The sequence below is a fragment of the Streptomyces sp. CNT360 genome, assembly GCF_000424785.1.
In genome coordinates this window covers 1-24,396 of the sequence record NZ_KE384243.1, presented here as the reverse complement: position 1 = coordinate 24,396, position 24,396 = coordinate 1, and the positions used below count along the sequence as shown (strand labels likewise).

The 24,396-nt window shown below is 72.7% G+C and carries 19 protein-coding genes and 2 pseudogenes; 11 read left to right on the top strand and 10 right to left on the bottom strand.

Going from position 1 to position 24,396, the window contains the following annotated elements; all coding sequences use genetic code 11:
• Nucleotides 1-65: 65 nt before the first annotated feature.
• A pseudogene (locus tag H297_RS44595) lies at nt 66-326 on the bottom strand (MFS transporter); the annotation flags it as partial.
• A 250-nt stretch (nt 327-576) separates the two neighbouring features.
• Here H297_RS44595 and H297_RS0125895 point away from each other — a divergent pair.
• Entirely contained in the window at nt 577-1,149 is a 573-nt protein-coding gene (locus H297_RS0125895; protein ID WP_027739418.1) for a TetR/AcrR family transcriptional regulator, read from the top strand.
• Between the two features lie 81 nt (nt 1,150-1,230).
• Here the strand turns inward: H297_RS0125895 and H297_RS0125890 are convergent, their stop codons facing one another.
• Nucleotides 1,231-1,737, bottom strand: coding sequence for an NUDIX hydrolase (locus H297_RS0125890; RefSeq protein ID WP_027739417.1), 507 nt, complete (start codon nt 1,735-1,737; stop codon nt 1,231-1,233).
• A 295-nt stretch (nt 1,738-2,032) separates the two neighbouring features.
• Between H297_RS0125890 and H297_RS0125885 the strand changes: the two genes are divergently transcribed.
• Nucleotides 2,033-2,977, top strand: a complete 945-nt coding sequence (locus H297_RS0125885) for a BRO-N domain-containing protein (protein WP_051352190.1) — start codon at nt 2,033-2,035, stop codon at nt 2,975-2,977.
• 76 nt (nt 2,978-3,053) lie between these two features.
• Here the strand turns inward: H297_RS0125885 and thiC are convergent, their stop codons facing one another.
• Nucleotides 3,054-4,883 (bottom strand): phosphomethylpyrimidine synthase ThiC, encoded by a 1,830-nt coding sequence (thiC, locus tag H297_RS0125880; RefSeq protein WP_027739415.1) that lies wholly within the window; start codon nt 4,881-4,883, stop codon nt 3,054-3,056.
• A gap of 199 nt (nt 4,884-5,082) precedes the next feature.
• Here thiC and H297_RS38485 point away from each other — a divergent pair, with 199 nt between their 5' ends.
• Complete coding sequence (locus H297_RS38485; RefSeq protein WP_486589671.1) at nt 5,083-6,648, top strand: YibE/F family protein; 1,566 nt, start codon at nt 5,083-5,085, stop codon at nt 6,646-6,648.
• A gap of 72 nt (nt 6,649-6,720) precedes the next feature.
• Here the strand turns inward: H297_RS38485 and H297_RS0125870 are convergent, their stop codons facing one another.
• Complete coding sequence (locus H297_RS0125870) at nt 6,721-6,936, bottom strand: DUF5326 family protein (protein WP_027739414.1); 216 nt, start codon at nt 6,934-6,936, stop codon at nt 6,721-6,723.
• Between the two features lie 179 nt (nt 6,937-7,115).
• Nucleotides 7,116-7,433, bottom strand: a complete 318-nt coding sequence (locus tag H297_RS0125865; RefSeq protein ID WP_027739413.1) for a cupin domain-containing protein — start codon at nt 7,431-7,433, stop codon at nt 7,116-7,118.
• Between the two features lie 106 nt (nt 7,434-7,539).
• Between H297_RS0125865 and H297_RS0125860 the strand changes: the two genes are divergently transcribed.
• The 4 genes from H297_RS0125860 to H297_RS38480 are packed head-to-tail and all read left to right on the top strand — an operon-like array spanning nt 7,540 to nt 10,610.
• Complete coding sequence (locus H297_RS0125860) at nt 7,540-7,911, top strand: phage holin family protein (RefSeq protein ID WP_027739412.1); 372 nt, start codon at nt 7,540-7,542, stop codon at nt 7,909-7,911.
• A gap of 4 nt (nt 7,912-7,915) precedes the next feature.
• On the top strand, nt 7,916-8,410 hold the full coding sequence (locus H297_RS0125855; protein WP_027739411.1) for a low molecular weight protein-tyrosine-phosphatase: 495 nt from the start codon (nt 7,916-7,918) through the stop codon (nt 8,408-8,410).
• Nucleotides 8,410-9,333 (top strand): fructosamine kinase family protein, encoded by a 924-nt coding sequence (locus H297_RS0125850; RefSeq protein ID WP_051352189.1) that lies wholly within the window; start codon nt 8,410-8,412, stop codon nt 9,331-9,333. The genes H297_RS0125855 and H297_RS0125850 overlap by 1 nt, the downstream gene beginning before the upstream one ends.
• A 56-nt stretch (nt 9,334-9,389) precedes the next feature.
• Nucleotides 9,390-10,610: a cystathionine gamma-lyase gene (locus H297_RS38480; RefSeq protein ID WP_037795490.1), complete on the top strand. Its 1,221-nt coding sequence runs from the start codon at nt 9,390-9,392 to the stop codon at nt 10,608-10,610.
• Nucleotides 10,611-10,641: 31 nt separating this feature from the next.
• Here the strand turns inward: H297_RS38480 and H297_RS0125840 are convergent, their stop codons facing one another.
• The 3 genes from H297_RS0125840 to H297_RS0125830 all read right to left on the bottom strand — a co-directional run bounded on the left by H297_RS0125840 (nt 10,642) and on the right by H297_RS0125830 (nt 14,772).
• Nucleotides 10,642-11,601 (bottom strand): hypothetical protein, encoded by a 960-nt coding sequence (locus H297_RS0125840; RefSeq protein ID WP_027739409.1) that lies wholly within the window; start codon nt 11,599-11,601, stop codon nt 10,642-10,644.
• A gap of 299 nt (nt 11,602-11,900) precedes the next feature.
• Nucleotides 11,901-13,265, bottom strand: a complete 1,365-nt coding sequence (locus tag H297_RS0125835) for a metallophosphoesterase (protein ID WP_027739408.1) — start codon at nt 13,263-13,265, stop codon at nt 11,901-11,903.
• 268 nt (nt 13,266-13,533) lie between these two features.
• Complete coding sequence (locus H297_RS0125830) at nt 13,534-14,772, bottom strand: LacI family DNA-binding transcriptional regulator (protein ID WP_037795546.1); 1,239 nt, start codon at nt 14,770-14,772, stop codon at nt 13,534-13,536.
• 614 nt (nt 14,773-15,386) lie between these two features.
• Here H297_RS0125830 and hisC point away from each other — a divergent pair.
• From hisC to cydD, 4 genes are all read left to right on the top strand, one after another.
• Nucleotides 15,387-16,469: a histidinol-phosphate transaminase gene (gene hisC, locus H297_RS0125825; protein WP_037795545.1), complete on the top strand. Its 1,083-nt coding sequence runs from the start codon at nt 15,387-15,389 to the stop codon at nt 16,467-16,469.
• Nucleotides 16,470-16,720: 251 nt separating this feature from the next.
• Complete coding sequence (locus tag H297_RS0125820) at nt 16,721-18,256, top strand: cytochrome ubiquinol oxidase subunit I (RefSeq protein WP_027739405.1); 1,536 nt, start codon at nt 16,721-16,723, stop codon at nt 18,254-18,256.
• A gap of 28 nt (nt 18,257-18,284) precedes the next feature.
• Entirely contained in the window at nt 18,285-19,292 is a 1,008-nt protein-coding gene (gene cydB, locus H297_RS0125815; protein ID WP_027739404.1) for a cytochrome d ubiquinol oxidase subunit II, read from the top strand.
• Between the two features lie 29 nt (nt 19,293-19,321).
• Nucleotides 19,322-23,362, top strand: coding sequence for a thiol reductant ABC exporter subunit CydD (cydD, locus tag H297_RS38475; protein ID WP_037795543.1), 4,041 nt, complete (start codon nt 19,322-19,324; stop codon nt 23,360-23,362).
• Here cydD and H297_RS43405 read toward each other — a convergent pair.
• On the bottom strand, nt 23,269-23,736 hold the full coding sequence (locus H297_RS43405) for a VOC family protein (protein ID WP_486589670.1): 468 nt from the start codon (nt 23,734-23,736) through the stop codon (nt 23,269-23,271). The genes cydD and H297_RS43405 overlap by 94 nt on opposite strands.
• Before the next feature lie 223 nt (nt 23,737-23,959).
• Nucleotides 23,960-24,396, bottom strand: a pseudogene (locus H297_RS0125800) (hypothetical protein); the annotation flags it as partial.

Below are 24,396 nucleotides of genomic sequence, written 5' to 3'. Positions count from 1 at the left end.
TCGGCTCCGTGGGTGAAGGCCGCGGTGATCGCGTCGTGGTCCGACGGGGCGAGGGCGAGGCCGGTGATCGCGCGGCCGACCGGCATGAGCGCCACGTTCGGCGCGGCGGCCGGCACCTGGGCGCCGGTCGCGAAGGTGGCGAGCCCCGTCAGGAGCGTGCCCTTCCGGCCGTGCCTGTCGCCGGACGCGCCGGCGGGAACGACCAGGCACGCGAAGATCACCACGTAGGCGTCGACGCTCCACAGGAGATCCGGCGACGTCGGCTGCAAGGAGCTCGCTGCCGGCTTCGGAACAGCCGGATCGACCGCCGCGACGAAGCCGACCACCAGGGCCGTGCACGCTCGTGCACGCGAGGACCAGGCCGGACCTGTGCGCCGGGCGCGCGGGACTTTCCAGCGTGGTGGAGGCCATTGCTCTCGATTCCTTCAGCGGAGGCAGTACACGAGGCAGCACACAAAGGCAGAACGCGGGGCACGGCACGCTGCGCAGGCCGGAGAAGAGTCAGCACTTTCGAGTCACCGTGCTCCGTAAAAGTAGCACACATGCGGTGCACGGTGTCTCGTTTATAGTGGGGCCATGGTGGAGGGCACCGGCCGCGGGCGGCCGCGCAGTGAGAGCGCACGAACTGCCGTGCTGCACGCAGTCGACGACCTGCTGGTCGAGGTCGGATACGCGGCGCTGACGATGAAGGGCATCGCGGAGCGGGCGGGCGTGGGCCGGCAGACCGTCTACCGCTGGTGGTCGAACAAGGCGGAGGTGCTGTACGAGGCGAGCATGCTCGACGCCCGGCACGAGCTGGCGGTGCCTCTCAGCGGCGACGCCCGCGCGGACGTGGAGGACTACCTCACCGCTCTGGTCGCCTTCTTGACCCGCTCCCACGCAGGAGCGGCCTACCGGGCCCTCATCGGAGAAGCGCAGCACGACCCGGACGTCGCACCCCTGCTGGCCTCCCGGGACATCCTCGGAGAAAGCGCGGCAGCACCCGTCGACGCGGCGCGCGCCGCCACCGGCACGACCTTGTCCACGGAGCAGGCGACCGCGCTGTTGATCGGGCCGCCCTTCTTCCGCATTCTGTCCGGGTACGACGCGGACGACATCGACGCCAAGGCGCTTGCGGACCAGTTCATGCGGGTGCTGGGGCGCCCCTGAAAGCGGCTGCGCAGCGATGGCGCCGCACCGGCCCGCACCGCGGCGAGGCAGCGCCCGCCCGTACGACAGGCCCGCCGAGCCCTACCGGTGGCCGAGGTCGGGCGCGAGCAGCGCCCGTACCCCCTCGATGTTCGCGGCCAGGTAGGCGCGGAGCGTCGTGGGGACGACGTCGACGGAGGTGACGCCCTCGGGGGTGAAGGGCAGCCGTACGATCTCGTACCGGCCGCACGGCTCCTCCACCTCGGGGCCGTGCCGCAGCTCCGGGTTCATCGACACGAGGCGGCACACGAAGAAGTGCTGCACTTTCACGCCGTTCCGCGTCTCCTGCGGGTCACTCACCGTGTCCACGAAGGCGGGCACCACATCGGTGACCTTCGCCCCCAACTCCTCGTCGAGCTCGCGGTGCAGGGCGTCCACGACGGTCTCGTCGAGGTCCGGCTCCACCCCGCCGCCCGGCGTGATCCAGTACGGCTCACGACCAGGCTTGGTCCGCTTGATGAAGATCAGCTCCCCCGGCCCTTCGTCCTCCCCCAGGTCGAGGAGGATGGCGCGTGCGGTCCGCTTGACCACTGGGCGTGCGATGAACATGCAGGAGGTCTGGCCCGGAAGCACCCCGGTCAAACCCTCCGCTTTCCTTACTGTCCGTGCCCGGCCGCGCACGATATCGGCAGCCCCTGCCGATAAGTGACTGGACACTGACAGACGGTCAACTACTCTTACTACTCGCGCAACTTCGCGCGTAGAGCCGGGCGGTTCGTGGCAAGAGGGGGGAGCCACGAGCCGCCCTTCCCGCGGGGCGCTTCACTCATTCAGGTTAACGAACGTTAACCTGGCGTCGGTTCGGGCCACCGGGCTGCTCGTCTGAGCATCGGAGGTGATGCTCATGTACGAGCACCAGGATGCCATCGACATCAACGACTTCGTCCACGCGGCCACCGGAGCCCGCGTGCGGAGGCTGACACTGCCGGACGGCACGCACTGGTTCCCGGCGGCGGATGTGGCCAGGGAACTGGGGTACGCCAATACCCGGCAGGCCATCCAATGGCACGTACCCCCGCAGTGCAACAGCAGCTTGCAACAGCTTGTCCAGGGCGTCTGTGTACGTGACGGCTTGGGCAAACTCACAGGTCACGGCCTGCAGAAGCATATGAAGATGGTCGATCTCGAAGGTCTGATCCGCCTCGTCAACGGCTGTACCAAGCCCGCAGCCGAGCCCTTCAAGAACTGGGTCACCGAAGTGGTCGTCGCCGTGCAGCGGGACGGTTCCTACTCGCTGGCCGAGGCCGAGGTCCAACCCGCCGACGCCGGGGCGGCCGTGGCGTACGCCGTGCCGCAGAAGGTTGCCGACGCCATCGTCCGGCTGGAGGAGCACAATCTGCGGCTGGACGAGGAGTGGCTGGCTCAGCGGCGTGCGGACCGGCGGTTCCAGGAGGAGGTACTCGCTCAGCAGCGGGAGATGGTCGGCCTGCTGAGCCGCCTCGTCGAGAACACGGAGCCCGCGCGCGGGCAGCGGGAGTCAGGGGCGCAACCGTCGCCCGGGGCCGGCCCGCAGCTTCCGCCCTCCGCCGGGGCCGTCTCGCTGCTCTCGCTGTGGGAGCGCAACCAGTTGGCGATCACCAAGGACGTGTGGCCGGTGGCGGCACTGATGGCGGGGTGGTTGACGTCTCACGGGGAGGCGAAGGTCCGTATGGAGGACGTGGCCGACCGCACCGGGCTCCCGCAGGAGAAGGTGCTGGCCGCGCTGCGACTGCTGTTGCGGCACAACTGCGTACGGCAGTGCGGGGTGGACGCCGACGGAGCGCACGTCTACGTGCTGCCGGGCGCGTGAGACGGGAAATCGGGTGGGGCCCGAAGTCGCATCTCCAACATGCGGCTTCGGGCCCCGAAGCGACTTTACACAGCTGTCAGTCGGCCATGGGGAGGTAGACGCGGTTGCCGGCGGCGGCGAACTCGCGGGACTTCTCGGCCATTCCGGCCTCGACCTCGTCCATGGTGGCGCCGTGACGTTCGCGGATCTCCTGGGAGATCTTCATCGAACAGAACTTGGGCCCGCACATGGAGCAGAAGTGCGCAGTCTTGGCCGGTTCGGCCGGCAGGGTCTCGTCGTGGAAGGAGCGGGCGGTGTCCGGGTCGAGCGCCAGGTTGAACTGGTCCTCCCAGCGGAACTCGAAGCGGGCGTCGGACAGGGCGTCGTCCCAGTCCTGGGCGCCCGGGTGGCCCTTGGCCAGGTCCGCGGCATGAGCGGCGATCTTGTAGGTGATCACGCCTGTCTTGACGTCGTCCCTGTCGGGCAGCCCGAGGTGTTCCTTCGGGGTGACGTAGCAGAGCATCGCGGTGCCCCACCAGCCGATCATCGCGGCGCCGATGCCGCTGGTGATGTGGTCGTAGGCCGGGGCGATGTCCGTGGTGAGGGGGCCCAGGGTGTAGAAGGGCGCCTCCTCGCAGACCTCCTGCTGACGGTCGACGTTCTCCTTGATCTTGTGCATCGGGACGTGCCCGGGACCCTCGATCATGGTCTGCACGTCGTGCGCCTTGGCGATCCGGTTGAGCTCCCCGAGGGTGTCCAATTCGGCCATCTGCGCGGTGTCGTTGGCGTCGGCGATGCAGCCGGGCCGCAGCCCGTCGCCGAGCGAGAACGTCACGTCGTACGCGCGCAGGATCTCGCACAGCTCGCTGAAGTGCTCGTACAGGAAGCTCTCCCGGTGGTGCGCCAGGCACCAGGCGGCCATGATGGAGCCGCCGCGCGAGACGATGCCGGTCTTGCGGCGGGCCGTCAGGGGGACGTACCGCAGCAGCACGCCGGCGTGCACCGTCATGTAGTCGACGCCCTGCTCGCACTGTTCGAGGACGGTGTCCTTGTAGACCTCCCAGGACAGCTCCTCCGCCCTGCCGTCCACCTTCTCCAGCGCCTGGTAGAGCGGCACCGTGCCGATGGGGACGGGCGAGTTGCGCAGCACCCATTCGCGGGTGGTGTGGATGTTGCGGCCGGTGGACAGGTCCATGACGGTGTCGGCGCCCCACCGGGTCGCCCACGTCATCTTCTCGACCTCCTCCTCGATGGAGGAGGTGACGGCCGAGTTGCCGATGTTGGCGTTGACCTTCACCAGGAAGTTCTTCCCGATGGCCATCGGCTCGGTCTCGGGGTGGTTGACGTTGGCCGGCAGCACCGCGCGGCCGCCCGCGATCTCGTCCCGGACGAACTCGGGTGACAGGTTCTCGCGGAGCGCGACGTACTCCATCTCCGGCGTGATCTCGCCCCGCTTGGCGTAGGCGAGTTGGGTGACGGAGACGCCGCGGCCGCGCCGTGGCTGACGCGGACGGCCCGGGAAGACGGCGTCCAGGCCCGCGAGGTCACCCGCTTCGCCGCGCAGCCGTCCGCCGCGTGGGCTGGTGTGTTTGAGGCCGTCGTCCTCGGGCCGTAGCGCACGGCCCGGGTACTCCTCGGTGTCTCCCCGTTGGATGATCCAGTTCTCGCGCAGCGGTGCGAGACCGCGGCGCACGTCGGTGTCGATGGCGGGGTCGGTGTACGGCCCGGAGGTGTCGTAGAGCGTCACGTCCTGGCCGTTGGTGAGGTGCACGCGTCGGACGGGGACCCGGATGTCCGGGCGCGTCCCTTGCAGGTATCCCTTGTGCGAGCCGATGGCCTTCTCGGACCCCGCGGTGTCCGCGAAATTGTCGGGGTTCTCGGGGTTCTCGGGGTTCTCGGTGCGCGCGTGTGCATCCTGCGTGGTCATGAGACCCACTCCCTACGCCGGCATTACCCGGTAACAGGTTCGGCGGTCGGCGCAGCGGTCGCCGTGGTTCCTGCCACGGACGTCAGCGCCCTCTCAGCCCCGTGCTCGGAGCTCCCGCGATGTGCAAAGGCGTTACTACGCTAACGGCACACCGCAGGGACACAACACCCCGCCTCGGCTTTCTTGCGATGATCTGCCGGTGACCCCTTCGCACCCCGACGACGACCGTCCGACGCCCCACCGCGGCCCTGTGCCCGGACAGGACCGCCCCCACGGTTCCGGCCCCGGGCCCGAGCACTCCCACGGGCACCACCACGGAGCCGGAGCCGGGCACGGGCACTCCCACGGTCCCGCCGCGCCCGTCTCCCGCCACCTGCGGAAGGTCATCGCCGCCGTGCTGGTGCCGTTCGCGGTGGCGGTGCTGGCCGGTCTCGTGGTGCTGTGGCCCGGGGGTGCGCCGGGGCACCCGCACGACCACTCCGGGGTCGGCTTCGACCGGCCGACGTTCGGTGCGAAGGTCACCAAGCTGGCGGAGATCGACTGCGACGACGCCAACGTCCGGCAGCCTCCGGCCGCTTCGGGCGGGGGCGGTGGCGGCTCCCAGCCGCAGGGCGGTGCCCAGGGCGGGTCCGGCGCCCAGGGGCCGTGCCGCAAGGCGACGGTCGAGGTCACCGAGGGCAAGGACGCGGGCCGCACCTTCACCACGGTCGTCACTCCGGACGCCACCAGTACCTACGAGGTGGGCGAGAAGGTCGTCGTCGGCTACTCGGCGAAGGCGCCGCGCAACCTCCAGTACAGCGTCGTCGACACCAACCGCGATGTGCCGATGGTGCTGCTGGCGGCGGTGTTCGCGCTCGTCGTGGTGCTGGTGGGGCGGCTGCGCGGGGTGCTGGCGCTGGTGGGCCTGGTCATCAGCTTCGCGGTGCTGACGCTGTTCATCCTGCCCGCCATACTCCAGGGCTCGAATCCGCTGGTGGTGGCGGTGGTCGGGGGCAGCGCGATCATGCTGGCGTCGCTGTACCTGTGCCACGGGCTGTCGGCCCGCACCTCGGTGGCGGTGCTGGGGACGCTGGTGTCGCTGCTGCTGATCGGGCTGCTGGGGTCGCTGTTCATCGACTGGGCCCAACTGACCGGCAACACCGACGACCAGACCGGGCTGGTGCACGGGCTCTACCCGGGTATCGAGATCCGGGGCCTGCTGCTGGCCGGGGTGCTGATCGGCTCGCTCGGTGTGCTGGACGACGTGACGGTCACCCAGACGTCCGCCGTGTGGGAGCTGCGGGAGGCGGACCCGGGGGCGAGTTGGCTCAGGATCTACCGCTCCGCCATGCGGATCGGACGCGATCACATCGCGTCCGTGGTCAACACGCTGGTGCTGGCCTACGCGGGCGCCTCGCTGCCGCTGCTGCTGCTGTTCTCCATCGCGCGCAGCGACGTGACGATGGTCGCCACGAGCGAGGTCGTCGCCGAGGAGATCGTGCGCACGCTGGTGGGCTCCATCGGCCTGGTCGCCTCCGTACCGGTGACGACGTTGCTGGCCGCGCTCGTCGTCTCCGCCGACCGCGGCCGTCCGGCGGGCGCCCGCGGTCGCCCGCAGGAGTCGGCCGGGTCGAAGCTCCCGGGCGCTCCGGGCGGCCCACCGGATGCGGCTACCGCCCCGGCTGCGGCTGCCCCCGTTCCGGAGGCACCCGGGCGAGGGCGGGGCCCGGCGGTTCCCGGACCTGCTCCGAGCCGGCGGGGCGGCAGGCGCCGCAAGCCGAAGTGAGGGCGCGCCGACGGGCCCACGGGCGGGCGGGGCGCGCTCGGCCGCGCCCGTGCCCGTGGGCCCGGCGCGGGGTCACCAGTCGCTGCGGGAGGAGCCGGCCTTGAAGCGGCGGACGAGGTAGACGACGCCGCCGACCAGGGCGACGAAGACCAGGATCTTGAACAGGAGACCGATCAGGAAGCCGACCAGGCTGGCGATCAGACCGCCGAAGACGACCAGCGCGATCACGGGTATGACGATCCATGTGACCCACCACGGCAGGCCGGCGACAGTGCCTTTCGCATCCATGACTGTGTGCTCCGTCTCTGGGTGTGTTCGAAGGCTTCGTGTGCCCTCTGGCTCCGATGCTAGGGCGCGTGGCAAGCCGATGGGGCCGCCGAGGCCCGGGTCGTCCCCTGAATACGACCCTGACGCAACCCTGACGTCCCGGCGCCCGCGCCTCAGCCCTCGGGAGGGGAGGGCGGGCTTCAGCCCTCGGGAGGGGAGAAGACCACGAGGACGCGCAGGTCCTCGGTGATGTGGTGGAACCGGTGCGGCACCCGCGCCGGTACGTGCACGACGCTGCCCCGCGCCACCGCCGTCGTCTCGTCCCCGACGGTGAGCGAGCCGCGCCCGCTGACGACGAAGTAGATCTCGTCCTGCTCGTGCGGCCGCTGCGGATCCGCGGTGCCGGCGTCGAGCGCGTAGAGACCGGCCGACATGTGCCTCTCCCGCAGGAACCTCAGATAGGCACCGTCGTTCGCGGCCCGCTCCGCCTCCAGCTCCTCCAGCCGGAATGCCTTCACCGCTTCGTCTCTCCCTTCACCGGCCGGCGGCCGGTCCCCGTGGCCGGGTGGCCGGGTCCGGTGCCCGTCCGTACGGTCCGGCGCCGGTCTCTGCCACGATCTGGGTATGAACTTCCTCATCAAGACGCTGGCCAACGCCGCTGCGCTCGCCGTGGCGACCTGGCTGCTCAGCGATATCGAGCTGACCGGAGGGTCGGGGGGCGAGAAGGCGCTGACGCTGGTCGTCGTCGCCCTGATCTTCGGTGTCGTCAACGTCGTGGTCAAGCCGGTGGTCAAGCTGCTGTCCCTGCCGTTGCTGGTGCTGACGCTGGGCCTGTTCACGCTGGTGATCAACGCGCTGATGCTGATGCTGACCTCCTGGGTCGCGGACAAGCTGGACGTCAGCTTCCACGTGGACGGCTTCGGCACGGCGTTCCTCGGCGGCCTGATCATCTCGGTGGTCTCCTGGGCGCTGAACATGGTCCTGGACCGGGACTGAGGCCATGTACCGCGTCTGTTTCGTGTGTACGGGCAACATCTGCCGCTCGCCCATGGCCGAGGCCGTCCTCCGGGCGCACGTGCGGGAGGCGGGGCTGGACGGACTGGTGGAGGTCGACAGCGCGGGAACGGGGAGCTGGCACCTGGGCGACCCGGAGGACCCGCGGACGGCGGCCGTGCTGGCGGCGTCCGGCTACCCGCTCACCCACCTCGCGCGCCGGTTCGAGCCCGACTGGTTCGACACGCACGACCTCGTCGTCGCGCTGGACGAGGGCCACGCCGCCGAGTTGCGGGCGCTGGCCCGCAACAGCGCGGAGGCCGGCAAGGTACGCCTGCTGCGCTCCTACGACCCGGAGGCCGACCCGGGCGAACTGAGCGTCCCCGACCCGTACTACGGCGGCGAGCGGGGCTTCACCGTGTGCCTGGAGATGGTCGAGGCGGCCGTGCCCGGTCTGCTCTCCGAGGTCGGTGCGGCCCTCGACGCGCGGGAGGCGGGCTGATGGCGGGTCCCGGCGGCAGCAACGGGAACGTGGAGCGGCGTACGCGGGAGCTGCTCGGGCACCCCGTCGCGCACGCCCGTCCGGTCGGCGGCGGCTCGATCTGCGACGCCTACCGGGTCTCCGTCGGCGCCGGGGCCGGTGTCGGTACCGACGGCGGTCCCGGCGCCGTCTTCGCCAAGACGCTGGACGCCGCGCCCGCCGACTTCTTCGCCGCAGAGGCCGCGGGCCTGGCCCGGCTGCGGGCGACCGGCACCGTCCCGGTGCCCGCGGTGTACGCGGCCGAACGCGACGTGCTGGTGCTGGAGTGGCTGGAGCCCGGGGAGCCGGACCGGGAGGCCGCCGAGAAGCTGGGGCGCGGGCTGGCCGCCCTGCACGCGAGCCCCGCGCCGTCCTGGGGCACCCCGGGTGAACCCTGCTACCTGGGGCCGCTGCCGCTGACCTCGCCGGCCGAGCCGGTCGACGACCCCGCCGCCTGGCCCCGCTTCCACGCCGAGTACCGGCTGGAGCCGCTGCTGCGGGCCGCCGTCGACAGCGGCCACCTCGCACCGCGGGACGCGCAGGACATCGAGCGCCTGTGCGGACGGCTCGACGACGAGGCCGTCTCCGGCCCTCCCCGGCGGCCCGCCGTCATCCACGGCGACCTGTGGGCAGGCAACGTGCACTGGACGGCCGACGGCCCCGCCCGCCTCATCGACCCGGCGGCTCAGGGCGGCCACCCCGAGACCGACCTGGCGATGCTCCAGCTGTTCGGCTGTCCGGAGCTGCCCCGCATCCTCGCCGCGTACGAGGAGGTCCGCCCGCTCCCCGGCCGCCAGGCGCGGGTCCCGCTGCACCAACTCCAGCACCTGCTCGTGCACGCCGTGCTCTTCGGCGGCGGATACGGTGCTCAGAGCGGCGCCGCCGCCCGCGCGGCCCTCGGCTGAGCCCGGCCGTACCGCGCAAGGCGCGCCGTCGCGCGCGAGCACGAGCAGGAGGCACCATGACCACCACCCCGACTCCGCCCCCGGACGGCGAGCGGCCGCCGACCGGGCCGGGCCTCCACCACGGGCCGGCCGGCGACGCGGACGGCACCCGCGTGGTGCGCGCCGGGCTCCCGGCGGAGGAGCCGTACGAGCCGCCGCTGCCCGGTCCCGTCTTCGCCGCGCACTACCACCTGCCCGGCGAGGTCGAGGACGCGCCGTACACCTACGGGCGCGACACCAACCCCACCTGGGCCCGCCTGGAGCGGGCCGTCGCCGAACTGGAGGCGCCCGGCGACCCGGAGGTGGAGGCGGTCGTCTTCTCGTCCGGGATGGGCGCGATCTCCGCGGTGCTGCTCTCCCTCACCCGACCGGGCCGCACCGTGGTGCTGCCCTCCGACGGCTACAACCTGCTGGCCGCCCTGCGCGAGCGGCTGGAGGGCTTCGGCGTCGAGGTGCGCACGGCGCCCACGGGTGGGGACGCGCAGCTCGACCACCTGGACGGAGCGAGCCTGCTGTGGCTGGAGACGCCCTCCAACCCGGGGCTGGACGTGTGCGACATCCGCAGGCTGGCGGACGCGGCGCACGAGCAGGGCGCTCTGGTGGCCGTCGACAACACTTTGGCCACGCCCCTGGGACAGCGTCCGCTGCTGCTGGGCGCCGACATCGCGGTGGCCAGCGGCACCAAGGCGCTGACGGGCCACGGCGACGTGCTGCTCGGCTACGTCGCCACCCGCAAGCCGGAGGTGGCCGCGGCCGTGCGGGCCTGGCGCAAGACGGTCGGCGCCATCCCGGGGCCGATGGAGGCGTGGCTGGCGCACCGTTCGCTGGCGACGCTGGACGTGCGTACGCAGCGGCAGGCCGGCAACGCGCTGGCGGTCGCCGAGGCTCTGGTGGCGCGCCCCGAGGTGAGCGACGTGCGCCACCCGGGGCTCCCCGGCGATCCGGCGCACCCGCTGGCGGCCCGGCAGATGAGCCGCTACGGCTGCGTGGTCTCCTTCACCCTGCCGGACCAGGCCCACGCCAACCGGTTCCTCGCCCACCTGCGGCTGGTGGGGGAGGCCACCAGCTTCGGCGGGGTCCGTGCGACGGCGGAGCGCCGCGGCCGCTGGGGCGGCGACCCCGTCCCGGAGGGCTTCGTGCGGCTGTCGGTCGGCGTCGAGGACAGCGCCGACCTGGTACGGGACATCCGCCGCGCCCTGGACGCCTCGGCCCCCGCCGGGGACGCCGTGACGCCCTGACCGCCCCGGCGCCCCGCGGGCGGCGGGGCGGTCAGGCGTGCGGGGTGTCCGGGCTGCCGTAGTCCGGGCTGGAGTAGTCGGGGCTGGTGAAACGGGGCCGCCCGTACGTCCCCTCGACGGACGCCGCCTCCGAGGAGGGGCGGCTGGAGAAGCCGGGGTGCGAGTAGCCCAGCTTGCCCGCGCGCGGTACGTAGGCCGTCGGTGCCTGCTCGGCGCCGTCCGGGTCGGCCAGCGCCTCCCGCAGGAACGGCAGGATGCCGCGCTCCAGCAGGGCCTCGCGCCAGGCGGCCCGCGCCGTCGCCACCTCGTCGGTCAGGGTGTCGGCGCCCGGATCGTCGTCCGCCGCCCGCCCGCTCGCCCGGATCGAACTGGACCTGTTGCGCAGCGCGGCCAGCAGCAGGCCCGCCATCGCCACCACGATGCCGGCCGCGGCGAAGGCGGCGAAGATCCAGCCGACGCTGCGCATCGGTCCCGCGACCCCCGGCTCGGGGGACATCAGCCGCAACGAGTAGCCGAGCAGCAGGAAGATGACGGCTGCCGTGGCCGCCAGGACGGGGGCCAGTACCGAGACGACCGCCATCAGTCCGGCGCCCGACGCCTCCGCGAGCGTCTCGCCGCCCATGGCGCCGACCAGCTTGTCGCCCACGCTGCCGCCGCCCTGGCCGGGCGTCCGCAGTTCCGTGCCGGTGGTGCCCTCGGCCTCGGCCGTCGCGCCGCCGCCCGGACGTGCGGCGCCCGAGACGGACGGGGCGTTGTCGGGGTGGCGCAACTCGTCGCGGAGCCGGACGAACTGCTGGTACTCGGCCTCCGCGCAGGCGGCTATCGCCGTGGCGGCGCTGAGCGCCATCGTGCGCAACTGGTCGGCGTTCAGGTGTCGGCCGATCGCCGCGAGGTCGGGGCGTCGGTGGGCGGTGCGCAGTGCCTCGTCGAGGACCCGCTCGAACTCGGGCCGGTCTTCACGCAGCAGGTGCGGAGCGCTGTTCATGTGCATCCCCCGATGCTCCGTAGGGCGAAGGGCCTAGGCGGCCGGTCGAGGGGCGGGGCAGGTCTGGTCAGCAGGCGGAGAACTCTCCTCGGTAAAACCGATGGTAGAGCCGTCACGGCATGTCGTGACAGACAGTTTCCAGAATTGACCCGCTACAGCGACGCCCCCGGCCGATCACTTCGGGGAAACACCTGCCCGGGAATCGGCGCGCGAATCACCAGGGGTGTCGAAGTGTGCTCCGCACGCCCCCCGGTGTCCGCACCCGTACCACCCCGCGCCCACCGCGCTCCCGAGCCCAGCCGCGCTCACTGCACGAGGGGGAGCTGCGCGATCAGGAGCTTGGCGCCCATCGTCACGCCGCCGTCCATCGCGATGGCGAGCCCGTCCGCGTAGACGTGCGGACCCGTCACGGAGGGGGCGCTCTCGCCGTCCTCGCTGTCGACCTCGCCCAGCAGGTACGGGATCGGGCTGTGCCCGTGCACGATGCGGGTGCCGCCGAAGGCGTCCAGCAGTTCGCGCACGGCGGCCGGTCCCGCCGTCTCCTCGCGGAAGGCGAAGCGCTTGGTGAACTTGCGGAACAGCTCCCAGGTCTCCTCCGCGTCGTTGCGCTGGAGGGCCTCGGTGATCGTGTCGTTGACGTCCTCGATGGTGCCGCCGTACTCCAGGTAGCAGGAGGCGTCGGAGTGCACCAGCAGGTGGCTGTCGGCCAACGCCATGGCGTCCAGCCGGGACATCCACTGCACGTGGTGGTCCGCCAGCCGCTCCATGTCGCTGCGCTGCCCGCCGTTGAGCAGCCAGGCCGCCTGGAACGAGGCGGTGCCGGCACCGGAGTTGACGGGGGTGTCGCCGAACCGCTTCGCGCCCAGGAGCAGCAGTTCGTGGTTGCCCATCAGCGCCTTGCAGTAGCCGCCCGCGGCGGCCGCCTCGGCGGAGAGCTGCATGACCAGGTCGATGACGCCGATGCCGTCCGGGCCCCGGTCGGTGAAGTCGCCGAGGAACCACAGCCGGGCGTTTCCGGCGATCCACCGGTTGTCGGCATCGATGATCCCGAACTGGCGCAGTGCGGCCCGCAGTTCCTCAAGATATCCGTGCACGTCCCCGACGACGTACAGCGGGCCCTCGCCGTCGTTCCCCGACGGTGCGGCGGTGGGCAGATCCACCATGGTCGGCTCCCGTTCCTGGGACGCGGCTGCCGCCGACGCCGCTCCGAGAAGCGGCAGGTCCCGGGCGGTCGGCGTGTACTCCTCCGGCATCCCGTCACCCTCCCCGACGGAAGCGGCCCCGTCACCCTCTCCCGGGGAACCGGTCTTGTCCGGGTCCGCGGAGCCGGTGGCGCCCGCGGGCACCGGGCCCGCGGTGACCGTACCGACGGCGGAGGGGGTGTCGGCACCCGCGCGGGGATCGGCGGGGACGCTGCCGGGCGCCCGCGGGTCCAGCGGCACACCGGCCGGGCGCGCGGTCCTCGGCGCCCTCGGCACCTCCGAGGGCTCCGCCGCAGCGGCCGCCGGTCCGGTCTCCCGCGGCGGCGCCGACGGGGCACCGGACGCGGGAGCAGAAAGTGTGCGCGCATCGCCCGCACCGTGCGTTGTCGCCCCGCCGTGCCACACGTCGGGTCCCTGACCGGCCCCCTGAGTCATCGACCCCTCCACCATCGCGCCGCCGCCGTGCACCGCAGGACCTCCCCTTTCCGGTGGGGCCCCGGTCGTTGGTCTTTCGGCCGGGGTGCCGCCCCAGGACGGGAGCAGGTCCCGGTGTCGTCCTCCCCCGCCTCGGCCGGGGGTGCACCCAATCATAGGAACGCTGGTCGCGGCTTGTGACGCACCTGGGTACGCCCATGTGGCGAGCCGGCCGCGCCCCGTGTGCATTCCGCCTGAATTCTCCGCTGACGTACCCTACGGAATCCGCAGCCGGGACCTGCACGGCACGCCAGCGGCCCGTTCACTCGGCGGTGGGGGTGCGGGGCGGGGCGACCGTGGTGCGGGCTCCGGCGCGCTGCGAGGAGGTCCGCACGATCAGCTCGGTCGGCATGACCCGCTGCACGGTGCGGGTGGGGCCGGTGCCCTCGATGGCGTCGATCAGCAGATGGGCGACGGCGTTGCCGATCCGTCCGGGCTTGAGCGAGAGCGTGGTGATCGGCGGCGCCGTCGTGGCGTACGAGGTGGATTCGCTGCAGCACACCAGCAGCAGGTCCTCCGGGACCCGCAGCCCGTAGCGCCGGGCGGCGGCCAGCAGGTCGGTGCCGTTGGGGTCGAAGAGGCCGTAGACCGCGTCGGGGCGGTCGGGGCGCGCCAGCAGCCGGTCGGCGGCGACGGCGCTCGCGCGGGGGTCGTGCGCCGGGTACCGCTCGTAGACGGGTTCCTGGCCCACCTGCTCGCACCAGTCGAGGTAGGCGGTGGTGGACACGTGCGTGTAGGTGTCGGTGCTGGTGCCGGTCAGCAGCCCGATGCGGCGGGCCCCGCCCTCGGCGAGGTGGTCGAGGATGCCGCCGACGGCGGCCCGGTGGTCGTTGTCGACCCAGGCGGAGACCGGCAGCGACGCGCTGGGGCGCCCGTCGGAGACGACGGGCAGTCCGGAGCGGACGAGTTCGCTGACGACGGGGTCCTGGTCGGAGGGGTCGACGACGATGGTGCCGTCGAGCGCCACGTTCGACCACACGTCCGGCCCCGGCAGCACCCCCTCCCCGCCCGGCCCCCCGCCGCCGGTTCCGCCGTCCGCGCCGGGTCTGCCGGTGCCGGGCCCGCCGCCGCGCCGGGCGGGGGCCGGGAGGATGACCAGGGCATAGCCGCGGGCCAGCGCGGCCGATGTGGCGGCGGCGACCATCTCGGCGAAGTAGGCGAATTCGGTGAAGGTGAACGGTTCTTCGCCGTAGGTCGTCACCGTCAGGCCGATCAGGCCCGACTTGCCCGTACGGAGCGTCCGGGCGGCGGCCGAGGGGCGGTAGCCCAGCCGGTCGGCGACCTCGCGGACATGGCTGCGTGTCGCCTCCGGGAGACGGCCCTTGCCGTTGAGGGCGTCGGAGACAGTCGTGATGGAGACACCGGCTGCGGCGGCGACATCCCTGATGCCTGCCCGCCCGCTCCGCCGCCCGCCGCCGCGGGGCTGCGGGCACCTCCCGGCGGACGGCGGCGGGGCAGCGGCCGGGTTACGGCCCGCCTGATGCTTCTCTGCTGCTGTCATGGCGAGCCGATCGTAGGCCCGCACGGTGCTGACGCGCCGGAGGGCGGACGGGCCTCGCGCAGGCACGATCCTGCATGAGCGACTTTCCCCGGCGACCATGGAAACCGCAGTTCAACCGGGGAATCCACCGGGAGGGTCCGGCAGGTGGTGCGGCCCTTCACCGTGGCGTCCGTACCGGTGCGCGCGGGGGTGACGTCACCGTCACGGGTGACGCGCGCCACCGCGCTCGCCACCCGCGCGCGGTGCGTCCTCCCGCGCGCACCAACGCGCCCCGCGCCGGGCACGCCCTCCCCGGGCGGCGGTGCAGGCGCGGGCTCCCCCGGGTACCGGAACCGGCCCCGGAAGCGGATCGCGGTCTTCCCCCGGGCGGGCCGCGTGGCCGTAAGGCGACCGTGGGGCTACGCCGGGCGGGTGAATCCTCATAAAGTGAAGAGCATTGGCGGGCGTCGCCGCCGGACGGAACACTCCCCGGCAGGCGGCGTCCCGGCAGCCGAACCCGGCCGGGGGCGCCCCGGCGGGTGAACGCCCCGGCGGAGGGCCTGGGCGCACGAGGTACCGGTCGCGGTCGGGCGCGAGGGCACGACGGAGGAGGAGCAGCGGTGAGTGACCAGCACGTGACCAGCCCGCGGTTGCGCGGTGCGCTGGAGGGGATCCCCACCTACAAGCCGGGGCGTCCGGCGGCCGCCGGGGGGCCGGTCTCCTACAAGCTGTCCTCGAACGAGAACCCCTATCCGCCGTTGCCCGGCGTGCTGGAGGCGGTGACGGCCGCGGCCGGCGCCTTCAACCGCTACCCCGACATGGGGTGCTCCGCCCTCCACGCGGAGCTCGCCGAGCGGTTCGGGGTGCCCGTCTCCCACCTGGCGACCGGCACGGGCTCGGTCGGCGTCGCGCAGCAGCTCCTCCAGGCGACGGCGGGCCCCGGCGACGAGGTGATCTACGCCTGGCGCTCCTTCGAGGCGTACCCGATCATCACGCAGATCTCCGGCGCCGCCTCGGTACGGGTGCCGTTGACCGGGGGCGCCGGGCGGGAGGCGCACGACCTGGACGCGATGGCGGACGCCGTCACCGACCGCACCCGCCTCATCTTCGTCTGCAACCCCAACAACCCCACGGGTGCCTCCCTCACCGGTGCCGAACTGGAGCGGTTCCTGGACCGGGTGCCCTCCGACGTGCTGGTGGTGCTGGACGAGGCGTACCGCGAGTTCGTACGGGACGAGGCAGTGGTGGACGGACTGGAGCTCTACCGCGACCGGCCGAACGTGTGCGTGCTGCGCACCTTCTCCAAGGCGTACGGGCTGGCCGGGCTGCGGATCGGCTTCGCCGTCGCGCACGAGCCGGTGGCCGCGGCCCTGCGCAAGACCGCCGTCCCCTTCGGTGTGAGCCAGCTCGCACAGGAGGCCGCCATCGCCTCGCTGCGCAGCGAGGAGGCGCTGCTGGTACGGGTGGACGCGCTTGTGAAAGAGCGCACACGCGTGCTCGCGGAGCTCCGTGCGCAGGGCTGGACGGTGGCCGAGTCGCAGGCCAACTTCGTCTGGCTGCGGCTGGGGGAGCGGACCGCCGAGTTCGCCGAGAAGGCCGAGGCGGCGGGGGTGACGGTCCGTCCGTTCACCGGGGAGGGCGTGCGGGTCTCCATCGGCGAGACGGCGGCCAACACCATCTTTTTGCAGGTCGCAGAGGAGTTCCGGAAGGGTCTGTAGCTCTTCGCTCCGGTGCCCGTCGTCCCGCGTGAGGCGGGGCGGCGGGCACCGCTGTGTCTGCGCACTGCCCGTCCTTGCCGGGTGCGGGACGGCGGCGGGGGCCGGAGCGGCGGCAGCGGCTCAGCCGTCCCGCAGCGACGGCCACCCCCCTGACATGTCCGATATGGCGTCGTCGTACGCTGGGCTTGTGAATGTGAACGCATTCACGAATGGTCGCCCGTTCGGGGGCGCTGCCTGAAGGAGAGAGCGACGTGGACCTTGCGTTGGCGCCGGAGACACTGGCGCGCTGGCAGTTCGGTATCACGACCGTCTACCACTTCCTCTTCGTTCCGCTGACCATCTCGCTGGCCACCCTCACCGCGGTCCTGCAGACCGCGTGGGTGCGCACGAACAAGGAGAAGTACCTCAAGGCCACCCGCTTCTGGGGCAAGCTCTTCCTGATCAACATCGCCATGGGCGTGGTCACCGGCATCGTGCAGGAGTTCCAGTTCGGCATGAACTGGTCCGCCTACTCCCGCTTCGTCGGGGACATATTCGGCGCCCCCCTCGCCTTCGAGGCGCTGATCGCCTTCTTCATGGAGTCCACGTTCATCGGCCTGTGGATCTTCGGCCGCGACAAGCTCCCCAAGAAGCTGCACCTGGCCACCATCTGGCTGGTCGCGTTCGGCACCGTCGCCTCGGCCTACTTCATCCTGGCCGCGAACTCCTGGATGCAGCACCCGGTCGGGTACCGGATCAACCACGAGACCGGCCGCGCGGAGATGACCGACTTCTTCGGCATCCTGTTCCAGAACACGGCGCTGGCCCAGTTCTTCCACACCCTGACCGCCGCGTTCCTGACCGGCGCCGCGTTCATGGTGGGCATAGCCGCGTACCACCTGCTGCGCAAGAAGCACATACCCGTGATGCGCAGCTCGCTGCGGCTCGGCCTGGTCACCCTGGTGATCGCGGGGGCGCTCACCGCGCTCAGCGGCGACCGGCTCGGCAAGGTCATGTTCGAACAGCAGCCGATGAAGATGGCCTCCGCCGAGGCGCTGTGGGACACCCGGGCGCCCGCCCCGTTCTCCGTCTTCGCCTACGGGGACGTCGAGAAGGGCCACAACAAGGTCGCCGTCGAGATACCCGGACTGCTCTCCTTCCTCTCGCACGACAACTTCCACGACTCCGTCCCCGGCATCAACGACACCGACGCGCACCTGAAGAAGAAGTACCAGGACTCGGTCGGCCTGGACGACTACCGGCCCAACATCCCCGTCGCCTACTGGTCGTTCCGCTGGATGATCGGCTTCGGAATGGCCTCCCTCGCGCTCGGCGCCGGCGGCCTCTACCTCACCCGCCGCCGGTTCTGGCTCGACGAGCGGCTGCGGACCGGCGAGGACGAACGCCCCAGGCTCGCCCTCACCCGCAGGCGCGAGCTGAACCCGAGGCTGGGCACCTGGTACTGGCGGCTGTCCGCCCTCACCCTGGGCTTTCCGCTGATCGCCAACGCGTGGGGCTGGATCTTCACCGAGACCGGCCGCCAGCCCTGGGCCGTCTACGGGGTGCTGCCCACCGCCTCGGCGGTCTCCCCCGGCGTCTCCCAGGGCGAGGTCCTCACCTCGCTGCTCGTCTTCACCTCGCTGTACGCCGTCCTCGCCGTCGTCGAGGTCAAGCTGCTGGTCAAGTACGTGAAGGCCGGTCCGCCCGAGCTGACCGAGGCCGACCTCGACCCGCCCACCCGGATCGGCGGCGACGCCAACGGTTCCGGCGCCGAGGCCGACGACCGGCCGATGGCCTTCTCCTACTGAGCTCGCCCGAGGAACAGGGGCTTCCGCCATGCATCTGCACGACGTCTGGTTCGCCGTCATCGCGATCCTGTGGATCGGCTACTTCTTCCTGGAGGGCTTCGACTTCGGAGTCGGCGTCCTCACCAAGCTGCTGGCCCGCGACCGGGCCGAGCGGCGCGTACTGATCAACACCATCGGGCCCGTCTGGGACGGCAACGAGGTGTGGCTGCTCAGCGCGGGCGGCGCCACCTTCGCCGCGTTCCCCGAGTGGTACGCCACCCTCTTCTCCGGCTTCTACCTGCCCTTCCTGGTGATCCTGGTCTGCCTGATCGTGCGCGGCGTCGCCTTCGAGTACCGCGCCAAGCGCGAGGGGGAGCGCTGGCAGCGCAACTGGGAGCATGCGATCTTCTACACCTCGCTGCTCACCGCGTTCCTGTGGGGCGTGGTCTTCGCGAACATCGTGCGCGGCGTGCGGATCGACTCCCGCATGGAGTACGTCGGGAACGTGCCCGACCTGCTGGGCCCCTACGCGCTGCTGGGCGGCCTGGTCACCCTCACCCTGTTCACCTTCCACGGTGCCGTCTTCACCGCGCTCAAGACCCTCGGCGACCTGCGCACCCGGGCCCGGCGCCTGGCCACCGTGCTGGGCGCGGCCTCCGCCGTGCCGGCCGCCGGATTCCTGCTGTGGACCCAGGCCGACCGGGGCGACGGCGCCTCCCTGATCGCGCTCGCCGTGGCCGTCGCGGCGCTGCTGGCCGCGCTGGCCACCAACCTCGCCGGGCGCGAGGGCTGGGCGTTCACCTTCTCCGGCGTGACGATCGTCGCGGCCGTCGCGATGCTGTTCCTCGCCCTCTTCCCGAACGTCATGCCCTCGACGCTGGACGCGGACTGGAACCTGACCGTCGTCAACGCCGCCTCCACCCCCTACACGCTCAAGATCATGACCTGGTGCGCGGCGCTCGCCACCCCCGTCGTCCTCGTCTACCAGGGCTGGACGTACTGGGTGTTCCGCAAGCGCATCGGCACCCAGCACCTCGCCGCCTCCGGCGGACACTGAGCGGACACTGAAGGGAGGTGACCTCGAAGATGCGGCCCGTCGACCCGCGCCTGCTGCGGTACGCGCGCACCACCCGGCTCTTCCTGCTGGCCTCCGTCGCGCTGGGGCTGGCCGGCGCGGGGCTGGTGATCGCGCAGGCCGTGCTCCTCGCCGACGTCGTCGTCGGCGCCTACCGGCACGGGCACCTCGACAGCCGTGCCCTGCTGCTGCTCGCCGCCGTCTCCGTCGCCCGGGGCCTCGTCTCCTGGCTGACGGAGCTGGCCGCGCACCGCTGCGGGGCCGCCGTCAAGTCCCAGTTGCGCCGACGGCTGTTGCAGCGGGCCACCGCGCTCGGCCCCGGCTACCTCACCGGGCAGCGCACCGGCGAGCTGACCACCCTGGCGACCCGCGGCATCGACGCGCTCGACGGCTACTTCACCCGCTACCTGCCCCAGTTGGGCCTCGCGGCCGTCGTCCCCGTCGCGGTCCTGGCCCGCATCGTCACCGCCGACTGGGTCTCGGCCGCGATCATCGTCGCCACCCTCCCTCTCATCCCCCTCTTCATGGCGCTCATCGGCTGGGCCACCCGGTCCCGCATGGACCGCCAGTGGAGGCTGCTGGGACGGCTGGCAGGACACTTCCTCGACGTCGTCGCCGGACTGCCCACCCTCAAGGTCTTCGGCCGCGCCACGGCACAGGCCGACAACATCCGGGCCATCACCGGCGACTACCGCCGCGCCACCCTGCGCACCCTCCGGCTGGCCTTCCTCTCCTCCTTCGCCCTCGAACTCCTGTCGACCCTGTCCGTCGCCGTCGTCGCCGTCAGCATCGGCACCCGCCTCGTCCACGGCGACCTCGACCTGCACACCGGGCTGCTGGTGCTGATCCTCGCCCCCGAGGCGTACCTGCCGCTGCGGCAGGTCGGCACCCACTACCACGCCGCCGCCGAGGGGCTGGCCGCCGCCGAGGCCGTCTTCGACGTGCTGGAGCGGCCCGTGCCGGCCGGCGGTACCCAGCGGGTGGACGCGCGGGACGCCGCCCTCGTCCTGGAGGGGGTCGCCGTGCGCTACCCCGGCCGCGCCGGGTACGCCCTCCCCCCGACGGACCTGACCGTCCGCCCCGGTGAGACGGTAGCCCTGACCGGCCCCTCCGGCGGCGGCAAGTCCACGCTGCTGTCCGTCCTGCTCGGCTTCACCCCGCCCGGCGAGGGCCGCGTCACCGTCGGCGGCACCCCGCTGGGCTCCCTCGACCTCGCCGCCTGGCAGCAGCAGATCGCCTGGGTGCCCCAGCACCCCTACCTGTTCGCGGGCACCGTCGCCGACAACGTCCGCCTCGCGCGGCCCGACGCCGACGAGAGCGCCGTCGTCCGCGCCCTCACCGGGGCAGGCGCCCCGGATCTCGACCCGGAGCTCGTACTGGGGGAGTCCGGCTCCGGCCTCTCCGCCGGGCAGCGCCGCCGTGTCGCCCTCGCCCGCGCCTTCCTCGCCGACCGCCCCCTCGTCCTGCTGGACGAGCCCACCGCCGCCCTCGACTCCGCGACGGAGGCCGCCGTACTTGAGGCCGTACGGCGGCTCGCTGCCACCCGCACCGTCGTGCTGGTCACCCACCGCCCGGCCCTCCTGGCCACCGCGGACCGCCGTCTGGAACCGGGCTCCTCCTGCGCGGACCCGCTCCCGGCTCCCGCCCGGACCGGGGACGCTGCGGACCTCTCCCTGTCTGGGGGCCCGTCCGTTTCTGTGGAGGGCTCCTCCCCTGCGGACCCGCTCCCGGCTCCCGCTCGGAGCGGGGACGCTGCGGACCTCTCCCTGTCTGGGGGCCCGTCCGTTTCTGTGGCCCCTTCCGCGTCTGCGGGTGTCTCCGCCTCTGTGGGCGCTCCGGTACCTGGGGACTTTTGTGCCTCTGCGGGTCCGTCCGTTTCTGTGGCCCCTTCCGCGTCTGTGGGTGTCTCCGCCTCTGTGGGCGCTCCGGTACCTGGGGACTTTTGTGCCTCTGCGGGTCCGTCCGTTTCTGTGGCCCCTTCCGCGTCTGTGGGCGTCTCCGCCTCTGTGGGCGCTCCGGTACCTGGGGACTCTTCCGCCTCCGCGGGCCCTTCCACGCCCGTGGGCGGCTCCGACTCAGTGGGCGCTCCCGCGTCTGTGACACCTCCGGCGCCTGGGATCTCCCCCACCGCTGGGACCCCTTCCACCGCTGTGGGCCCTCCCGCTTCTGCGGGTCCTTCCGGGTCAGCGGACATCTCCAATCCCGTGGAGGTCTCCGCGTCCGTGGGCGCTCCCCCCGCGGGGGGTACAGCCGCCGCAGGCGGCCCCGCGCCCAGGAGCCCCCTCGCGCGGGTGCGCGCCGCGGCCCGGGGTCTCAACAGGAAGTTCGCCCTCGCTCTCGTACTCGGGGCGCTCGCCCTCACGGCGGCGGTGGGCCTCATGGCGACGTCCGGCTGGCTCATCTCGCGGGCGGCCCAGCAGCCACCGATCCTCTACCTCATGGTGGCGGTCACCGCGACCCGGGCGTTCGGGATCGGGCGGGCCGCCTTCCGCTACGCGGAGCGCCTCGTCTCGCACGACGCGGCCCTCCGCGTCCTCGCGGCGCTGCGCGTGAACGTCTACCGGCGCCTGGCGCGACTGGCCCCCGCGGGCCTGCGTCACCGCCGCCGCGGTGACCTCCTCACCCGCCTGGTCGCGGACGTCGACGCCCTCCAGGACCACTTCCTGCGCTGGCTTCTGCCCGCAACGGTCGCGGGCACGGTCGCCCTGGTATCCGTCGCCTTCACCACGTGGCTCCTCCCGGCCGCGGGCGCGGCGCTCGCCGTCGGCCTGGCGGTGGCGGGGATCGCGGTCCCGGCGCTGACCGGGGCGCTCTCCCGCCGTACGGAGCACCGGTTGGCGCCGGCCCGCGCCGAGCTGGCGACGCGCACGGTGGATCTGCTGACCGGCACGGCCTCCGGTGAACTGCCGGTCACTGGCGCCCTCGCAGCGCGCCGCCGCGAGACGGCGGAGGCCGACGCGACACTGACCCGGCTCGCGGCGCGTTCGGCGTCCCGTACGGCGCTGGCCGCCGGTCTGAGCACGCTCGCGACCGGGCTGACGGTGACCGCGGCCGCGTGGGCGGGCGCCCGCGCGACCACGCACGGCACGCTGGACGGCGTGCTGCTGGCGACGGTGGTGCTCCTCCCGCTGGCCGCGTTCGAAGCGGTCACGCCGCTCCCGCAGGCGGTCCAGTTCCGGCAGCGGGTGCGCCGCTCGGCGGAGCGGGTGTACGAGGTGCTGGACGCACCCGTACCGGTGGCGGAACCGGCGGAGCCCGTCGCCCTCCCCGCGGAGACCTTCCCCCTCCGCGTCCGGCACCTGACCGTCCGCTACCCGGACGCCCCCGCCGACGCGCGGCCCGCGCTGCACGACTTCTCCCTGGACCTGACGCGGGGCCGCCGGGTGGCGGTCGTCGGCGCATCGGGCGCGGGCAAGACGACGCTGGCGAACGCGCTGCTGCGGTTCGTGGATCCGGAGGCGGGCGGCGTCTACACCGTCGGGTCCCCCGCGGTGTGCGCGTACGACGCGGAGACGGACGCCGTCCGCCGACACGTCGGCCTCTGCGCCCAGGACGCCCACCTGTTCGACAGCTCGCTCCGCGAGAACCTGCGGCTGGCGCGCCCCGCGGCCACCGGTCCCGAGCTGCACGCGGCGCTGGCCGCCGCCCGCCTCGACGACTGGGTCACGACCCTGCCCGACGGCCTGGACACCCTGGTCGGCGAGCACGGCGCCAAGCTGTCCGGCGGCCAACGCCAACGGCTGGCCCTGGCCCGTGCCCTGCTCGCCGACTTCCCCGTCCTCGTCCTGGACGAGCCCGCCGAGCACCTCGACCTGCCGACCGCCGACGCCCTGACCGCGGACCTGCTCTGCGCGACGGAGGGCCGAACGACGGTGCTGATCACCCACCGCCTCCAGGGCCTCGACGCGGTGGACGAGATCGTCGTGCTGGACGGCGGACACACGGTGGAGCGCGGCTCCTACGGGGAACTGGCTTCCGCGGGCGGGCCGTTCGCGGCCATGCTCGCCCGCGAGCAGGAGGCCGCTGGCGCTCTGATGCTGTCGGCGCCCTGACGCTGCCGGCGCCCGTTCCTGTGGGCTGACCCCTCAGCCGCCCGCACCCCGCTCGACGCACAGTCCGTCGCCCTCCGGCCGTCGCCCTCCCGGTCGGCAAGGGTCACCCAGCCTCTGCCGTCCGCGGTACGGTGATCGGCCACGCGCGTGGCGCCGAGCGCGAGGAGCCGCTCGACCTCCTCGTTCCGCGAACGGCCCGGCGGCCGCAGGACGAGGCGGACCCGGTTCTTGACCGTCCTGCCCTCGGCAACGGTGACGAACAGCACCGCGGCGCTCCCGGAATCCACCAGCGCCTCGGGGCCCCGGCGCGTTTTCGGCGGACACCGCCCCGCCCACCACCTGCGCCCGGAACCGGGCGAGTTCGTACGCGTCATGACAGCCGCACGTGAGGTGCCGCACCGCGGAAGTCGTTCCCGCACTGTGCGACCGGGGCCCCGTTGTCCACCGCGTATTCCTCCCCGTGCCGCGGTGGTCCTGCCGGTGCCGCGGTGCTCCTGCCGGAAAGGGATCGCCGTCGGCTGGCTCCTCGCCTCGACCGCCGCCGCCGAAATCCCCCGCGACCTCAGCCGCCCGTGAGCCTGCCCTCACGCTGCCGCTCTAGTTGATGGACTGGATCTCCTGGACGGTGACGTTGCGCGTGCTGCCGAACTCGCCGTCGGGCAGGTCGTCGTCGCCCGTACCCCCGGTGCCCTTCCACGAGGCGTCCCAGGTGAGGGTGGCCCGCAACGGGTAGCTGCCGCCGCCCTGCGTCGCCCGCAGATACGTCACCCCGCACGGCGGAGACTTCTTCCCCGCCCCCTTCCGGTACGGCACCCCGATCCCGCCGTCCTCCCGCACGGCGCACTCACCCGACGCCGGATGCACCACGGCCTCCCTCGTCCCCGCGGACAGCGCCAACGACTCCGGCTCCACCCGCGTCGTCGCCGAAATCCTCCTCCCAGCGCCCAGATCCACCGACGCCGTCACCGACAACGGCTTGTAGGTGCCCTCATCCAGCCACACCCACGTCGGCAGATGTACCGTCTGCCGCTGAC

Excerpts from the sequence above, each read along its gene's own strand:
- H297_RS0125860 (WP_027739412.1), top strand. The coding sequence starts at position 7,540 with ATGAACTTCCTCATCAAGACGCTGGCCAACGCCGCTGCGCTCGCCGTG.
- H297_RS0125895 (WP_027739418.1), top strand. The coding sequence starts at position 577 with ATGGTGGAGGGCACCGGCCGCGGGCGGCCGCGCAGTGAGAGCGCACGA.
- H297_RS0125850 (WP_051352189.1), top strand. The coding sequence starts at position 8,410 with ATGGCGGGTCCCGGCGGCAGCAACGGGAACGTGGAGCGGCGTACGCGG.
- H297_RS43405 (WP_486589670.1), bottom strand. The coding sequence starts at position 23,736 with ATGACGCGTACGAACTCGCCCGGTTCCGGGCGCAGGTGGTGGGCGGGG.
- H297_RS0125830 (WP_037795546.1), bottom strand. The coding sequence starts at position 14,772 with ATGACAGCAGCAGAGAAGCATCAGGCGGGCCGTAACCCGGCCGCTGCC.
- H297_RS0125885 (WP_051352190.1), top strand. The coding sequence starts at position 2,033 with ATGTACGAGCACCAGGATGCCATCGACATCAACGACTTCGTCCACGCG.
- H297_RS0125870 (WP_027739414.1), bottom strand. The coding sequence starts at position 6,936 with ATGGATGCGAAAGGCACTGTCGCCGGCCTGCCGTGGTGGGTCACATGG.
- H297_RS0125840 (WP_027739409.1), bottom strand. The coding sequence starts at position 11,601 with ATGCACATGAACAGCGCTCCGCACCTGCTGCGTGAAGACCGGCCCGAG.
- H297_RS38480 (WP_037795490.1), top strand. The coding sequence starts at position 9,390 with ATGACCACCACCCCGACTCCGCCCCCGGACGGCGAGCGGCCGCCGACC.
- cydB (WP_027739404.1), top strand. The coding sequence starts at position 18,285 with ATGCATCTGCACGACGTCTGGTTCGCCGTCATCGCGATCCTGTGGATC.
- thiC (WP_027739415.1), bottom strand. The coding sequence starts at position 4,883 with ATGACCACGCAGGATGCACACGCGCGCACCGAGAACCCCGAGAACCCC.
- H297_RS0125890 (WP_027739417.1), bottom strand. The coding sequence starts at position 1,737 with ATGTTCATCGCACGCCCAGTGGTCAAGCGGACCGCACGCGCCATCCTC.
- cydD (WP_037795543.1), top strand. The coding sequence starts at position 19,322 with ATGCGGCCCGTCGACCCGCGCCTGCTGCGGTACGCGCGCACCACCCGG.
- H297_RS0125855 (WP_027739411.1), top strand. The coding sequence starts at position 7,916 with ATGTACCGCGTCTGTTTCGTGTGTACGGGCAACATCTGCCGCTCGCCC.